This is a genomic window from Frankia torreyi (assembly GCF_000948395.1).
GTDB classification, from domain to species: Bacteria; Actinomycetota; Actinomycetes; order Frankiales; family Frankiaceae; genus Frankia; species Frankia torreyi.
This window is the reverse complement of record NZ_JYFN01000023.1, coordinates 48460-63172: the sequence shown is the minus strand read 5'-3', so window position 1 is coordinate 63172 and position 14713 is coordinate 48460. Positions and strand designations below refer to the sequence as shown.

General features: G+C 73.9%; 11 protein-coding genes. 5 read left to right on the top strand and 6 right to left on the bottom strand.

Annotated features, from left to right (window positions below; translation table 11 throughout):
- Window positions 1-182: 182 nt before the first annotated feature.
- Window positions 183-3020, top strand: coding sequence for a cation-translocating P-type ATPase (locus FF36_RS15565; RefSeq protein ID WP_044885786.1), 2838 nt, complete (start codon window positions 183-185; stop codon window positions 3018-3020).
- Window positions 3021-3041: 21 nt separating this feature from the next.
- On the opposite strand, the gene FF36_RS15560 is transcribed toward FF36_RS15565, so the two are convergent.
- Complete coding sequence (locus FF36_RS15560; RefSeq protein WP_044885785.1) at window positions 3042-3599, bottom strand: hypothetical protein; 558 nt, start codon at window positions 3597-3599, stop codon at window positions 3042-3044.
- A gap of 88 nt (window positions 3600-3687) precedes the next feature.
- On the opposite strand from FF36_RS15560, the gene FF36_RS15555 reads away from it, so the two are divergent.
- Window positions 3688-3972 (top strand): hypothetical protein, encoded by a 285-nt coding sequence (locus tag FF36_RS15555; protein WP_044885784.1) that lies wholly within the window; start codon window positions 3688-3690, stop codon window positions 3970-3972.
- Between the two features lie 256 nt (window positions 3973-4228).
- Here FF36_RS15555 and FF36_RS15550 read toward each other — a convergent pair whose 3' ends face one another.
- Window positions 4229-4882 carry a PP2C family protein-serine/threonine phosphatase gene (locus tag FF36_RS15550; RefSeq protein ID WP_242422540.1) on the bottom strand — a complete coding sequence of 218 codons (654 nt, stop codon included), beginning with the start codon at window positions 4880-4882 and terminating at the stop codon, window positions 4229-4231.
- A 742-nt stretch (window positions 4883-5624) separates the two neighbouring features.
- Between FF36_RS15550 and FF36_RS31570 the strand changes: the two genes are divergently transcribed.
- Window positions 5625-6023 (top strand): hypothetical protein, encoded by a 399-nt coding sequence (locus FF36_RS31570; RefSeq protein WP_052681148.1) that lies wholly within the window; start codon window positions 5625-5627, stop codon window positions 6021-6023.
- Window positions 6024-6058: 35 nt separating this feature from the next.
- Here FF36_RS31570 and FF36_RS15535 read toward each other — a convergent pair whose 3' ends face one another.
- Window positions 6059-6307 carry a hypothetical protein gene (locus FF36_RS15535; RefSeq protein WP_044885782.1) on the bottom strand — a complete coding sequence of 83 codons (249 nt, stop codon included), beginning with the start codon at window positions 6305-6307 and terminating at the stop codon, window positions 6059-6061.
- A gap of 102 nt (window positions 6308-6409) precedes the next feature.
- Between FF36_RS15535 and FF36_RS15530 the strand changes: the two genes are divergently transcribed.
- Together FF36_RS15530 and FF36_RS35965 are read left to right on the top strand one after the other, a co-directional pair.
- Complete coding sequence (locus tag FF36_RS15530) at window positions 6410-6859, top strand: Hsp20/alpha crystallin family protein (RefSeq protein ID WP_199865405.1); 450 nt, start codon at window positions 6410-6412, stop codon at window positions 6857-6859.
- Between the two features lie 111 nt (window positions 6860-6970).
- Entirely contained in the window at window positions 6971-7924 is a 954-nt protein-coding gene (locus FF36_RS35965; RefSeq protein ID WP_052681146.1) for a hypothetical protein, read from the top strand.
- Window positions 7925-7951: 27 nt separating this feature from the next.
- Here FF36_RS35965 and ppsA read toward each other — a convergent pair whose 3' ends face one another.
- From ppsA to FF36_RS15510, 3 genes are all read right to left on the bottom strand, one after another.
- Window positions 7952-10255 (bottom strand): phosphoenolpyruvate synthase, encoded by a 2304-nt coding sequence (gene ppsA, locus FF36_RS15520; protein ID WP_044885781.1) that lies wholly within the window; start codon window positions 10253-10255, stop codon window positions 7952-7954.
- Window positions 10256-10311: 56 nt separating this feature from the next.
- A complete protein-coding gene (locus FF36_RS40855; RefSeq protein ID WP_479686785.1) occupies window positions 10312-12504 on the bottom strand; it encodes a heavy metal translocating P-type ATPase in 2193 nt (730 codons plus the stop codon).
- Window positions 12505-12956: 452 nt separating this feature from the next.
- Window positions 12957-14675 carry a sensor histidine kinase gene (locus tag FF36_RS15510; protein WP_044885831.1) on the bottom strand — a complete coding sequence of 573 codons (1719 nt, stop codon included), beginning with the start codon at window positions 14673-14675 and terminating at the stop codon, window positions 12957-12959.
- Window positions 14676-14713 lie beyond the last annotated feature (38 nt).

Sequence of the window (14713 nt, the reverse complement as noted above, 5' to 3'; positions counted from 1 at the left end):
CGCCGTTTCGGCTCGACTCCGGCGGCGCCGAACCGGCACCCGGTCGGGATCCCGCCCCGGCCCCGACCGAGTGAACGCCGAAATCCGAAATCCCGATCGAACTTTCGAAATCCTGATCGGACGTGGCGATGTCTGACGTGAGCACCGAAACGCCAGGAAACAGCCGTCCGGCTACGGACACGATGACGTCGGATCCCCGGGAGCCCCTCGCGCTGCTGTTCCGTGACCTACGCAGCGGTCCGGACGGGCTCAGCAGCCGGGAGGCCGCCCGCCGGCTTCTCGCCGACGGGCCGAACGAACTGTCGAGGCGGCGGGGGCTCACCTGGCCGGGGGAGATCGGCCGCCAGCTCGTGCACCCGCTGGCCCTCCTGCTGTGGCTGGCCGCGTTGCTGGCCCTGCTGTCGGGCAGCACCGTGCTCGCCGCCGCGATCGTCGCCGTGGTGCTGCTGAACGCCGCGGTCGCCTTCGTCCAGGAACGGCACGCCGAGCACGCTGTGGAGGCACTCGGCGCCTACCTGCCGCCCCAGGCCACGGTGGTCCGGGACCGTGTCCAGCAGAGCATCGCCGTCCGCGAGGTCGTCTCCGGAGATCTGATCGTGATCAGCGAGGGTGATCGGATCCCGGCCGACGCCCGGCTGCTGAGCGGCTACGTCGAGGCCGACCTGTCGATGCTGACCGGCGAGTCGGTCCCGGTGCCGCGCTCGGCCGGCGAGGAGCCGGACACCGGCCCGTTGCTCTCCGCGCGCGACCTGGTCTTCAGCGGCACCACCTGCACCGCCGGCTCCGCGCGCGCGATCGTGGTGGCGACCGGCATGCGCACCGAGATCGGCCGGGTCGCGGCCCTGACCGAACAGGTCTCCCGGGACGACAGCCCGCTGGAACGGCAGGTCCGTCGGGTCGCCTGGCTGATCGCCGCGGTCGCGGTGGGAGTGGGGCTGGCCTTCCTGCCGCTCGGCGTCCTGGCCGGGCTCCCCGTGAACGAGGCCCTCGTCTTCGCCATCGGCCTGCTCGTCGCGAACGTACCCGAGGGTCTGCTGCCCACCATCACCCTCGCGCTCGCGGTCGGCGTGCGGGTCCTCGCCCGCGGGGGCGCGGTCGTGCGCCGGCTCAGCGCGGTGGAGACCCTCGGCTCCACCACGGTGATCTGCACCGACAAGACCGGGACGCTCACCGAGAACCGGATGCGGCCGGTCCGGCTGTGGACGGCCGCGGGCGACCAGCCCGTCAGCGTGCCCGCGCCCGTGACCGCGCCCGTGACCGCATCCGCGTCCCTACCGGAGCCCCCGTCCATGCCGGCGCCCCCGTCCATACCGGTGTCGGTGCCCGAGTCGGTGTCCGGCCCGCTCGGGAAGGCCCTGGCCGCCTGTTCCAACGCCGATCTGGGCGATCCCGACCGCGGCCGCGGCGCCCACGGCGATCCGACCGAGATCGGGCTGCTGCACGCCGCCCGGTGGCTCGGCGCCGACACGGACCCGGCCGCGCGGTCCGCCCGGCGGCGGGCGGAAGCGCCCTTCGACTCCCGCGCGCGCCGGATGTCGACCGTCGACGAGGTCGAGCCCGGGCGCCTCGTCGCGTCCGTCAAAGGCGCCCCGGAAGCGGTTCTCGCGCGCTGCGTGAGCCTGTTGACGCCCGCGGGATCCCGCCCGCTGACCGACGCCGACCGCGACGGGTTCACCCGACGGCTCGCCGACTTCGCCGCCGACGGGCTGCGGGTCCTCGCCGTGGCCGACCGCGAGCTGCCGGACGGGGATCCGGCGCTCGGCGGCGGGCAGGCCGGTGGGATTGACCGGGACGCCCTCGAGACGAATCTGCGGTTGCTGGGCATCGTCGGGCTGGCCGATCCGCCTCGTTCGGGCGTGGCCGAGGCCGTCGCGGCCTGCCACCGCGCCGGGATCAGGATCAACGTCGTCAGTGGCGACCATGCCCTGACCACGGCGGCCGTCGCCCGCCAGGTCGGCATCGGCGGGCCGGGCACGGCGGGCCTGCAGGTGGTCACCACGGAGGACCTCGGCGATCCGACAGAGGCCGACCTCGACGCCTTCCTGCACGACGACCGCGAGATCGTCTTCGCCCGCAGCTCACCGGAGACGAAACTGCGGGTCACGGATGCCCTGCACGCCCGCGGCGAGGTCGTCGCGATGACCGGCGACGGTGTGAACGACGCCCCCGCCCTGCGCCGCGCCGACATCGGCGTCGCGATGGGACGCTCCGGCACGGACGTGGCCCGCGAGGCGTCCACGATGGTGCTCACCGACGACAACTTCGCCACGATCGTCCGCGCCGTCGAGGCCGGCCGCCAGGTTTACGACAACGTCCGGAAGTTCATCGTCTACATCTTCGCCCACGCCGTTGCGGAGCTCGTCCCGTTCCTGGTCTTCGCGCTGTCCGGCGGCACGGTGCCCCTGCCGCTCACCGTTCTGCAGATCCTCATGATCGATCTGGGCACCGAGACGCTGCCGGCGCTGGCGCTGGGCCGGGAGCCGGCCGAGCCGGGCCTGATGGAGCGCCCGCCGAGGCCGCGCAACGAGGGAGTGATCCGGCCGGTGATGCTGCTACGCGCCTGGGCCGTTCTCGGCCTCGTCTCCGCCGCCGCCGTCATGGCCGTCTACTTCGCCGTGCTCTGGCGCATCGGCTGGCACCCGGGCGACTCCGTCGACAAGGGCACCCCCCTGCACGAGGGCTATCTGCGCGCCACCACCATGACCTTCCTCGCGATCGTGGCCTGCCAGATCGGCACGGCCACCGCCGCCCGCACCGAGCACGCCTCCCTGCGCGCCGTCGGGCTGCTCACCAACCGGCTGCTCCTCGCCGGCATCGCCTTCGAGATCGCCTTCGCGGCCGTGGTGGTCTACGTCCCGCCCCTGCAGCACGTTCTCGGCACCGCCTCGGTCCCGCCCTCCGATCTCCTCCTGCTGCTCCCGCTGCCGGTCCTGGTCTGGGGCGCCGACGAACTCTGGCGGGCGTCGCGGCGCCGGGCGGCGACGGCTTCCGGCGAACCGATCCCGCCGACCGGGCCCTGAGCTGACCGCCCACGCACCCGATCAGCAGGCCAAGATGGTGACCTGCCAGCCTGATCCGGCCTGGTAGTGAGCCCGGAACAAGGCCGTGCCGATGGTGCCGTCCACGGGTGGCTGGCCGGCGGTCATCACCCGGGTCCGCCAGACAATCGGCGTGAGGTCGGTGAAGACCTGGCCGCCGCAGCTACCGCAGCCGGCGTTGGACCCGTCGATGTACGCCGTGCGGAGCAGGACCTCCGCGACCGCACGGGAGTCGGCCGGGGCGATCACGACGGCCGGCGATGCGGCAGCCTGCGCCCGCAGCGCGGCGAGGTCGCCGGAGAAGCGGGCGGCGGGCGCGGCACCGTAGCCGAGGCAGCGTAGCTGGTCCGCGCGGTCGGATTCGTGGCGCACCATGCTGATCGACGCGGCCCTGGCGGCCAGGTCGCTGTAGACGAGCAGCACGGAGCGGAGCAACTGCGGCGGCAACCCGGCGGGAATCGCCCTGGCCGCCGCGTCGGGCGGCCAGGCGGCGCGTATGGCGGCGAGCGTCTCCGGCCGGAAGCGGATCGTCCCCGACGTGCCGACGTCACCGTTGATCAATGCCGCGGTCGCCCGTAGCCGCTGATCGCTCCGCGCCGCCTCGGCGAGGAACGCCGCGAGGCCGTCGGCCGCCGAGGACGGACGCCGCGTGCTCGACGGCGTCGGCGAGATCGCCGACGGGGGCGCCGCAGAGGCAGGTGCCGCCGACGTCGGTGTCGCCGAGGGACGCGGCCTTCCGGTCGACGAGGCCGACGGCGGGCAGGTGGTGGTAGCGGCCGGCACCGGAACAGCGGTGTCGCGGGAGTCGCCGCAGGCGGCCATCGGCACCGCGAGCAGGATCGCGGCCACCGCGGCCGCTGCCGACCGGGATAAAGTGGCAACCATTGTTCCACGCCCTTTTTCGTTCCGGTTCGCACCTGACGTCGATCCGTAACGATTCCTTTTTCGGGGCGGTTCATCATGGGCATTCCGGTGCGCCCCGGCCTGACCTATTTTCTGGTCTCCCGAGACGTTCGGAATCGTGGCCGCCCGTAGGCGGGCCGTCGTGCCACGGCGGCGCCACCCGAGCAGGACCACACGTAGCGGCAGGTGCCGAAGGGCTCGACACCGAGAGGCTCAGCATCGAGGGCCGGTGACACGGTGGCCGGCGCGCGCGGCGCGACAGTCGGCTGCGGCATCGCCGGTGACGGTCACCCGCGGACGCAGCCGCCGCGGGGCGGGATCGACCGGGGCTGCCGCGCGAGGACCGCGATCGTGCGATCATCCCGGACGGCCCCGCAGGCGTGCTCGGCGACCTGCGTAAACAGGCGGTGCAGCAACCCGTCGGGCGAGTCCGTCCCGGCGCACGCGGCGGTCAGGGGAAGCACGCCGAACTGATCGCCATGCTCGTCCCGGGCCTCGCTGATGCCGTCGGTGTACAGCAGCAGGCAGTCCCCGACCGCCACGGTCAACGAACGCGTCAACCAGATCTCGGTCCCGGCGAACAGATCGGAGAGGATCGGCCCGGTCGGGCCAAGCGAACATGGTTCACCGCCACCGCCACCGCCGGCGGCCGGATGCGCGGGGAGATACAGGACCGGCGGATGCCCCGCGTTGACGTAGTCCACGCGGCCCGACCGGGCATCGGCCACCGCGAGGAAGGCGGTGGCGAACATCTCCCCGAGATCACCGGCCGCGGCGACGTCGGCCATCGCCCGGCTGACCACGATATCGGGCATCACACCAGCGCACAGATGCCGGCGCATCGCCTCCCGCAGGCGTCGGGCGAACCGCGCGGCCCGCTCATCATGTCCGGCGGCGTCGCCGACGCACAGCGCGAGCCGCCCATCGCCGAGGTCCAGCACGTCCNCCCAGNCCCCGCCGCAGCCGGGGATCACGGCCAGCGAATGCCAGTAGGCCCCCCATCCGGGGGGACTGACGACCCACGCGGCCGGACGCCCGGGCCACGGGATCGGCCTCGTTCCGAGCTGCGGCAACCAGACAGTGGCGCATGGACGTCTCCAGACTCGTTCCGCAGGGGGACGTGCTGCTGTGACCAGCCTCTCAACGACACAGGGCCGTAACCAGGGACTTTTGGAGTGCCGACGCAGGCCGGGTCGCCCGGTCCGCAGTGCCGCTACGGCTAGCCTCGGCCTGACACCGCGGACGAGTTCTCGGTCAGGTTCCCCAGCCGGTCGTCGGTGTCGGCGCCCAAGGCCCGCGACGCCGCCGCGCTGCGGCGCAGACGGTGGGCGCACAGCAGAGTCTCGGGCCTACGCACCCCGGTGTCCCCGTCCCCCGGTCGGGACCGAGCCCCGAGGCCCGCCCGGGTCACCGCGGACGACCGGGTCACCCTGCCGCGGGGAGTAGCGGATGGTCGGCGTGAAGCCGAGGGCCGGGCGGACATCCTCGGTGATCCGGTCGATCTTGCTGTGCAGGCGGCGCTGTTCCTTCGGGCGGGCCGTCGGGAGACCCGACCGGGCCGAAGGTCCCGAACCGGCGGACGGAAGGTCCCGAGCCCGCCCAACGCAGGGCAGATGTCGCGCGGGCCGGCAGGGACGCATACTCGCCACTGCCGGTGGTCACTCCGGCAAGGAGGTGGCAGCCATGGGTGCCGCGCTCGTCCCGGCCCGCCCCGCGTCGCGACCCGTCCAGGAACGCCCGGAGCTCGACCCGAAGATCATCCTCGCCCCCGGGGTGGCCAACCCCCAGCGCACCCGGCAACTCCCGACCCGACCGGTCGGCCACGCGCCCTGGGCTCACATCGAGCCGCTCGACCTGACCCGGATCGTGGTTGTCGGGGAGATCGTCGCCGCAGCGGTGGCCGTCTCGCGGCAGTTCGCCCGTCGCGCTCCGGGGCCCAGAGCGATCGTCCGGATGGGCCCCGGTGGCTGGGTCAGCATGAAGGGGGGCGGTGTGCGGCTACACGGCCGCCGGCGACGGCCGCCCCGCGAGCAGCGGCGGCCGTGGTGGGCCCTCCTCCTACGCGCACACCGGGTCAGCTGAGCTCCCCGGTTCCCGCCGGACGTGCTGGTCGCGGGTCAGTGCCACGCGACCAGCGGTAGCGGCCAGGCCGCCGATCCCGGCCCGGATGGCTCGATGGAGAGTGCGGCGGCGACGACTCCGAGGGGCATCAGGATGATGCCGACCGTGTTCCCATCGATGTTCTCGGAATCGGAATGGACGGCAAAGGTCAGAACTGCTCCCAGCCCGATGGGCGCACTCCGGTCGGGAACCGCGCCGGCCTTCCCGGCGATCCGCTGACAAAGCCCGCCGACAGCCACCTCCACCAGGGCGGTTGGTCACCTCGGACCATGCCTGAAGGCACCTGAAGGGATGCGGCGGCGGCGACATCATGGAGGAGTGGGACCGACACGAGGAGGATGGTTTCCATGACGGGTATCGCCCACCGCGACCGGCGTTCGGCAACATTTTCCGGGCTCGGCTGGCCATGGTCCGAGGAGAGCAGAGTACTGGCGCAGCGGCTTGTCGGGCTGCGTGACGACATGATTCGCGTGGAGGAGACGGACGAGGCCGGAATGCACGTCGTCCGGGCGGAGATGCCCGGTATCGACCCGGCCCGCGACGTTGAGATCACCGTCGCCGAAGGTGTCCTGTCGGTACGGGCCGAGCGGCGTGACGAGAAGGCTGAGAAGACGGACCACGGCTACCGGTCCGAATTCCGGTACGGATCGTTCTCCCGGAGCCTGCCGCTGCCGGCGGGCGCGAAGGACGACCAGGTCGCCGCGACCTACAAGGACGGCATTCTCGAGATCAGGGTGCCGGTCGACGACCGGCAGGCCACGGCCACGACCCGCAGGATCGAGGTGCAGCGCGGCTGACCCGCGCCAGCCGGGCGGTACGCCGCGGGCCCGGCCGTGGCGCACCGCCCGGTCCCCCGCTCCCCCGGCCTCCCTGCCTCCCTGCCTCCCGAGAAGCATGAGGTGACTGCCGTGGACTCCCCAGACGAGGACACCGCCCGCAGAGGCGTCACAGGACGGTGGCGCCGACCGCGGCGGGACCGTTGGCTGATCGTCGCGATCGTGGTGGCGGTACTGGCCGTGGCCGCCGGGTCCTGGGCCGTCCTCGACGGCCGCGCCGGCGACGACGCGGCGTCGACGACGGCACCGACCGCCTCACCCACGACCAGTGCGCCCGCCGGGACGGGTCGGGCCAGCACCCCGCCGGCCCCGACCGGCACTGTCACTCCCGGGGCGACGCCGACCGGACAGCGCGGCGCCGGCCCCGTCCCGCGCGGCTCCGCCGCCACCACGTCGACCCCGGCCGCCCAGCCATGGCTCGCCTACCAGCTGCTCTGGCCGTTCCGGGACGCCGCACAGGCGCGCGACTGGCAGGCGGCCGGCGGTGGCCACCAGCCGTGGCATCTGGACGCGGGGCTGACCGCGCTCGACTTCGCCCGTGGCTACCTGGCCCTGAGTGGCATCGACCGGGTCACCACGCGGCAGATCGGCACGACCGACGCCCATGTCGGCGTCGGTTTCGCCCGGCCCGAGGGATACGGCGACGCGACGGCGGGGGTCGTGCATCTCGTCCGCCTCGGCGCCGGCTCCGACGCCCCCTGGGAAGTGGTCGGAACCCGCGACGCCGACTTCTCGCTGCTGACGCCGCGGTACGGCACGCGGTACGCCTCCCCCGTCACCGTCGGCGGGCGGATCACCGGCGTCGACGAGAACATCCACGTCCAGGTGCGGCAACCGTCGTCGGCCCGGCCGATCGGCGAGTCCTGCTGCCTGCCGGCCGGTGGTACGAACCAGGGATGGTCGACCAGGGTGACGTACCGGGACGCCCAGGACCCGGTGTTGACCGTGGTCGCCTGGACCGGCGGTCACCTGGTCGCGGTCGAGCGCTTCACGGTGACCGCCCTGCTGCCGGTGCCGGCGTCCTGAGCAGCCGCACCAGGCGCGCCCGGATCCTCAGCGGCGCGCGAGGTCCCGGCGCGCCGCCTCGACCAGCAGTTGGCGTTCGGCCGCCGCGAGCGCCCGGCGCGCCGGATCCACCGCGTCCGGGTTCACCGAGATCGAGGTGATGCCGGCGCGCACGAGGTGCTCGGCGAACTCGGGACGGTTCGACGGCGCCTGCCCGCACAGGGACGAGGTGATCCCGGCCGCGGTGCACGCGTCGATGATGCGCGTGATCGTGTCGAGCACGGCGGGGTCGGACTCGTCGAACAGCTCCGCGCAGGTCTCCGAGTCCCGGTCGACGCCCAGCACGAGCTGGGTGAGGTCGTTGGAGCCGATCGAGACCCCGTCTATGCCCATCGCGGCGTAGGTCGGGATCCAGAAGGCCACCGAGGGCACCTCGGCCATCACCCAGCGGCGCAGCCCGCGGTCGCCGCCGAGCGGGCTCGCGTCGACCGCCTCCAGGCAGGCTTCCAGCTCCCAGCGGGTACGCACAAACGGGATCATCAGGTGCAGGTTGGGGGTGCTCTGGCGGACCTCGGCGAGTACCTCCAGCTCCAGGGCGAACAGCTCCGGTTCGCGGACGTAGCGGTAGCAGCCACGGTAACCGATCATGGGGTTCGCCTCGACGGGCTCGAACGCCTCGCCGCCCCGCAGCCCGCGGAACTCGTTCGTCCGGAAGTCGGTGGCCCGGTAGACGACCGGGCGCGGCGAGAACGCCCGCGTGATCCGGCTGAGGCTGCTGCTCATCCGGGCCACGAACTCGGCCCGGCCGCCGTCGGCGAGCAGCCGCTTCGGGTGCACCCCGCCGAGCGCCTCGGTCAGCAGGAATTCGGCGCGCAGCAGGCCGACGCCGTCGACGGACAGGGCCGCGACCTGCTCGGCCCGCTCGGCGACGGCCAGGTTGACGTACAGCCGGGTCGCCGTGACCGGCGGGTCGGCCGCGCCCGGCGCGCCGGGCTCCCGCCCGCTGCCCGCGGTGACCGGCCGGCGTGGCTCGGTCGGGGCGAGGCCGCCGCGCACCGTGCCGCGGCCGCCGTCGACCGTCACCGGCTGGCCGGTGCGCAACACGCTGGTCGCGGTGCGGGCACCCACCACGCAGGGGACGCCCAGCTCCCGGCTGACGATCGCCGCGTGGCAGGTCACCCCGCCGCTGTCGGTGACCACCGCCGCGGCCCGCCGGATGGTCGGGACCCAGTCCGGCGAGGTCATCGGGGCGACCAGGATCTCGCCGTCGCGCAGCGTGCCGCCCTCGGCAGGGGAGACCAGCACCCGGACGAGCCCACTGGCCGTCCCCGGCGCGGCGCCGAGGCCGCCGACCAGCGGCGGCGCACCACCGTCCGCCGCGGGTCCGGTCCGCTCCGCGGGCAACGTGGTGATCGGCCGGGCCTGGACGAGGTAGGTGCGACCGTCCTCGATCGCCCACTCGGTGTCCTGGGGCTCGCCGTAGTGCTCCTGCACCCCGTCGACCAGGCGGGCGAGGGTGCGGATCTCGTCGTCGCTCAGCACCCGCGCACCGCCCTCGTCGGGCCGCAGGGCGATCCGCTGGTCGGCACCGTCGGGTCCGCGGACGATCTGGTGGCTCTGCACGCCCGTCCGCACCTCGGCGATCCTCGGGCCCGCCCGGTCCACCACGTACGTGTCCGGCACGATCTGTCCTGAGACGATCACCTCGCCGAGGCCGAAGGCCGCCTCGATCACGATCCGGCCGGTGTCCCCGGTCGCCGGGTCGGCGCTGAACGCCACCGCGGAGCGGTCTGCGTTGATCATGCGCTGGACGACGACCGCGATCGCGGGTTCGTCCCGGACTCCCCGGCTGGCGCGGTAGGTCAGGACCCGCTCGCCGAACAGGGAGGCCCAGCAGCGCTGGACCGCGTCGACGAGCGCGTCCTCGCCCCGGATGTTGGTGAACGTCGCGTTCATCCCCGCGAAGGAGGTGCCCGCCGTGTCCTCGCTCGTCGCCGACGAGCGGACGGCCACGAAACCGCCGCCGAGCTTGTGGTAAGCGTCCACGATGTGCGCGCGCAGCTCGGGGCCGATGGTGATGGCACCGACCAGGTCGCGCAGGCGTCGGGAGCGCGCGGCCAGCGCGCCGGCGTCGGCCGCGTCGGCGCCGGCGAGGTCCCGGGCAAGCTCCGCCCGCGCCCCGGACCGCTCCGTCTCGGCCAGGTAGGCCGCCGCCGGGATGACGAAGCCGGGCGGCACCGGAAATCCCGCCGCCGTCAGTTCCCCCAGGTTCGCGCCCTTGCCTCCGGCGACGCCGGTGTCCGCCGCGCCCAGCTCGTCGAACCAGACGATCGATCGCGTCCGTGTGTCCATGGCCGTCCCGTCTCCTCCTGTGCCGGTCCACCCTGGCGACCTCCGGGACGCGCAGGTCAGGCCAGCACCTCCTGGCCCGCCGGCGGGATCGGTGGGGCGTCCGCCAGCGAGAAGTAGTCCTCCTCCTCCTGCGCGAAGTGCAGGCGCAGGACCGCGTACAGCCCGTAGAGCAGCTGGCGCAGGTCACGGACGTCGTCCCGGTCGAGGTCGGCCGGATCGAGCTCGTCGAGAAGCCGGCCGAGCCGGCGGACGAGATGGTGGATCTCCATGTGCGCCCGGCTCATCATGGCGGTCGACTCGCTCCCCCCGAGCACGCTCGTCAGCACCGGGTAGAACTCGGCGTCCTCGGCGTCCTCGTGCGGCAGCAGCTCCTCGACGCAGAACCGGTGGGCGGCGCCGGCGCGACGCAGGATCTCGGCCGGTTCGGCGTCGTCGGCCACCGCCGCCGCGCTCCGGAGCAGGTCCAGGCCGGGGCGCAGGCGGTGGTGTTCGGCGGCGAAGTGCTCGGACATCGCCGCCTGCTCGCCGTGCAGGGACACCGACCGGTCCCGGCCCGGCCGCAGTGCCCGCAGCGCGTTGCCGATGGCGGCGATGTCGATGCCCTCCTGCAACAGCGCCCCCGGCGCCGGGGCCAGGCCGCCGAACGACGCCACGACCATGGCGATCAAAGACAGACCCATCCCCAGCAGGACGCTCTGCCGGGCGATGGTCACCGAGCGGGCGGCGATCGCCATCGCCTCGGCCAGCCGGTCCAGTCGGTCGACGGTCAGGACGACGTCCGCGGCCTCCGCCGACGCCGTGGTTCCGCGCGCGGCCAGCGCCACCCCGACCGTCGCCGCGGCGAGGGCCGGTGCGTCGTTGACACCGTCACCGACCATAACGGTGCTCGCGGTGCGGCCCTCGGCCCGGACCGCGGCGAGCTTGTCGGCCGGTGTGCACTCCGCGATCACCTCGTCGACGCCGAGCCCGGCCCCGACCGACTCGGCGACCTCGGCCCGGTCACCGGTGACCATGACGATCCGGCCCACCCCGGCGGCGCGGAGCCGGTTGATCATCCGCGGCGCGTCGGGGCGGGGCGGGTCGTCCAGCAGCAGGGCACCCGCGAGCCGCCCGTCGACGCCGACGAACACCGCGGTCGATCCGTCGAACGTGCACCGCCGCCGGACCGTGCGAACCCACCGGCCGCCGGCCTCGGCCACCGGTGCGACCCCTGGTCCGGCCCCGACAGCAGCCCCGACAGCGGCCCCGGCCCAGGCGGCGGTTCCGACCGCGACCAGCCGGCCTGCCACCCGGCCGCGGATCCCGGTGCCGGGTTCCTCGACGACGTCCTGCGGCATGGTGAGCGGCAGGTCTCGCTCCCGCGCCTCCCGGACCAGTGCCGCGGCCAGCACGTGCGGCGACACCTGGTCCAGGGAGGCGGCGAGCCGGATCAGCTCGGCGGGGGCCGACCCCGCGGCCGACGCCGAGTCCGTGACGACGTCCGTGACGGTCGGGCGGCCCACGGTGAGGGTGCCCGTCTTGTCGAAAAGCACGGTGTCGGCCCGGCCCAGTGCCTCGAGGGCACCACCACCCTTGACGATCACCCCGCGGCGGGCCGCCCGGGACAGCCCGGAGACGATCGCGATGGGCACGGCGAGGATCAGCGGGCACGGGGTGGCCACGACCAGAACGGCCACCGCGCGCTCCGCCTGCCCGGACAGCGCCCAGGCGAGGGCGGCCAGCAGGAGCGCCGCCGGCACGAAGGCGAGGGCGTAGCGGTCCGCCATCCGGACCGAGCCCGCCGAGTCCGCGCGGGCGGACTCGACGAGCCGGACGATCCCGGCGTAGGCGCTGTCCTCGGCCGTGGTGGTCGCGCGCAGCTCGAACGGCCCGCCCGCGTTGAAGGTCCCGGACCGGACCGCGTCGCCCGCGCGCTTCGTCACGGGCACCGGCTCCCCGGTGAGCGTCGACTCGTCGATCACGGCCGTGTCCCGCTCGACGCGGCCGTCGACCGGGACCACCTCCCCCGCGCCGACGACCAGCAGGTCACCCACGGCGATCTCCGCCACCGCGACCGTGTGCAGCCCGGCGCCCTCACGACGCCGGGCGCTGCGGGGTGCGGCGGCCTGGAGCTGCCGCAGAGCCCGCTCGGCGCGCTCACCCGCCGCGGCCTCCAGCAGCCGCCCGGTCGCCAGCATGACCGCGACCACCGCGCCGGCCAGGTACTCGCCGACGGCGACGGTCCCGATCAGGGCCAGCACGGCGATCACGTCGACGCCGGCCTTGCGGTCACGCAGCCCGGCGACGACGCTGGCGACCGCCGGGACCAGCGCGATCCCCGCGGTCACGGCCCAGGCCACCGCGCTGATGCGGGTCTGGTCCACGAACCNCCCGACGGCGCCGACCGCCAGTCCGCCGAGGGCCAGACCGACCAGCAGGGCCGCCCGCCTCCGCGGGGTCGACCGGGCCCGACCGCCGACTACGCCCGGTTGCGCGTCGGCCGCAGCGGCAGGTTCCCGGGAAGATTCTCCGCCCACGGTCATCACCCATCGTCGTGTACCTCGGTGCCGACGGCGGCACGACGGGCGCATCACGGGATCCGTCCCGGAGTCCCGTGCGGCCCTGCCCTGCAGCCTGCCCCGCCCTGCATCCTGCCCCGCACTGCGGCGCACTGCACTGCGCCGCACTGCGCTGTGGGGGCTGGGAGTCCGTCAGGGCACGGTCACAGCGGGGCAGCCCAGTGCAGGTGGGTGCCCCCGCCGGCCGGCGTGGTGAGGCTGAAGGATCCGCCGAGCTGCTCGGCCCGGGACCGGAGATTGGCCAACCCACTGCGCCGATCGGCGGAGCCGATGCCGACGCCGTCGTCGATCACGTCGACGACCACCGCGTCGCCGGCCACGCCGAGGCGGAGCTCGACGGACCGGGCCTGGGAGTGGCGCGCGGCGTTGGTCAGCGCCTCCCGGGCGACGGCGATCACATGGGCGGCGAGCTCGTCGCCGACCACGGTCTCGAGCGGGCCGGAGTAGCGGATGGTCGGCGTGAAGCCGAGGGCCGGGCGGACGTCCTCGGCGATCCGGTCGATCTCGGTGTGCAGGCGGCGCTGTTCCTTCGGTTCGCCGCTGCTACGCAGCTCGAAGATCGACCGTCGGATGTCCTTGATGGTCACGTCGAGGTCGTCGACGTACTGGTTGAGCCGCTCGGCATTCGCCGGGCGTTCGTACTGGGCGACATCCTGCAGGCCGAGCGCCACGGCGAACATCCGCTGGATGACGTGATCGTGCAGGTCACGGGCGATGCGACCGCGATCCGCCAGCACCACCAGCCGTTCCCGGTCGGCCTTGACCCGAGCCAGCTCCAGGGTGATCGCCACATTGCCGGCGAAGCCTGCGGCGCTGGCGAGATCGGCGTCGCTGAAAGGCCGCTCGGCCCGGTTCCGGCCGACGAGCAGCACGCCGGACACGTGGTCGGCACCGGCGACCAGCGGCAGGACGATCAACGAACCCGTCTCGGCCCCCCGCTCCTCGGGAAGGGAGTCGAGACGGGCATCCTGTACCCGCAGCGGCTGCTGCTCGGCCATCACCCGGCCGGTCAGGGTGCCCTCGAGCGGTATCCGCTGCCCGATGCGCCCGGCGGTATCCACCCCGGCGACGGCGGCGACCCGGACGTTGCCGGGATCCTCCTCGCGCAGGGCGACCGAGACGAACTGCGCGTCGGCGACGGTGCACAGCCGTTGCACGACGGACCCGAGCGCACCGTCGGCTTCGGCCATGATCTGCCGGGTCACCTCGGCCGAGGCGCTCATCCACCGGTGCCGCTGCTGGGCCTCGTGGAACAGCCGCGCGTTCTCGATCGCGACGCCGGCGCTGGCGGCCAACGCCAGCGCGAGCTCCTCGTCCTCCGCGGTGAAGGCGGCGCCGCCGCGCTTCTCGGTCAGATAGAGGTTTCCAAACACCTCACCACGCACGGTGATGGGCACGCCAAGGAACGTCCGCATCGGCGGATGCCCGGGCGGAAAGCCGTACGCGCTCGGCTCCCGGGAGATGTCGTCGAGGCGGCGCGGCCGGGGATCGTCGATCAGGAGACCGAGCACACCGTGGCCGGTGGGCAGGTGACCGATCCGTTCGACGTCCTTCGGGTCCATGCCGACGTGGATGAACTCCTCCAGGGTGCGGTCCGGCGCGATGACGCCCAGGGCCCCGTACCGGGCGCCGAGCAGCTCGCACGCCGCCTCCACGACCTGCCGGAGCAGCACCGGCAGCCGCAGGTCCGTGGCGATGGCGCGACTCGCCGCGAGCAGCCCGCGCAACCGGCCCTGGGTGGCCAGCACATCCTGGGCGCGCTCGACCAGCTGGGTGAGCAGCTCGTCGAGTTCGAGGCGCGCGACGACGGGGAAGGTCAAGCCCTCCCCCTGCGGGGACGGTGACAGCGCGTTCGCTTCCACCCCAGCCCCGTTTGCGACGAGCTCGGCTTCCGTGCCCA

Excerpts from the sequence above, each read along its gene's own strand:
- FF36_RS15565 (WP_044885786.1), top strand. The coding sequence starts at position 183 with ATGACGTCGGATCCCCGGGAGCCCCTCGCGCTGCTGTTCCGTGACCTA.
- FF36_RS31570 (WP_052681148.1), top strand. The coding sequence starts at position 5,625 with ATGGGTGCCGCGCTCGTCCCGGCCCGCCCCGCGTCGCGACCCGTCCAG.
- FF36_RS15530 (WP_199865405.1), top strand. The coding sequence starts at position 6,410 with ATGACGGGTATCGCCCACCGCGACCGGCGTTCGGCAACATTTTCCGGG.
- ppsA (WP_044885781.1), bottom strand. The coding sequence starts at position 10,255 with ATGGACACACGGACGCGATCGATCGTCTGGTTCGACGAGCTGGGCGCG.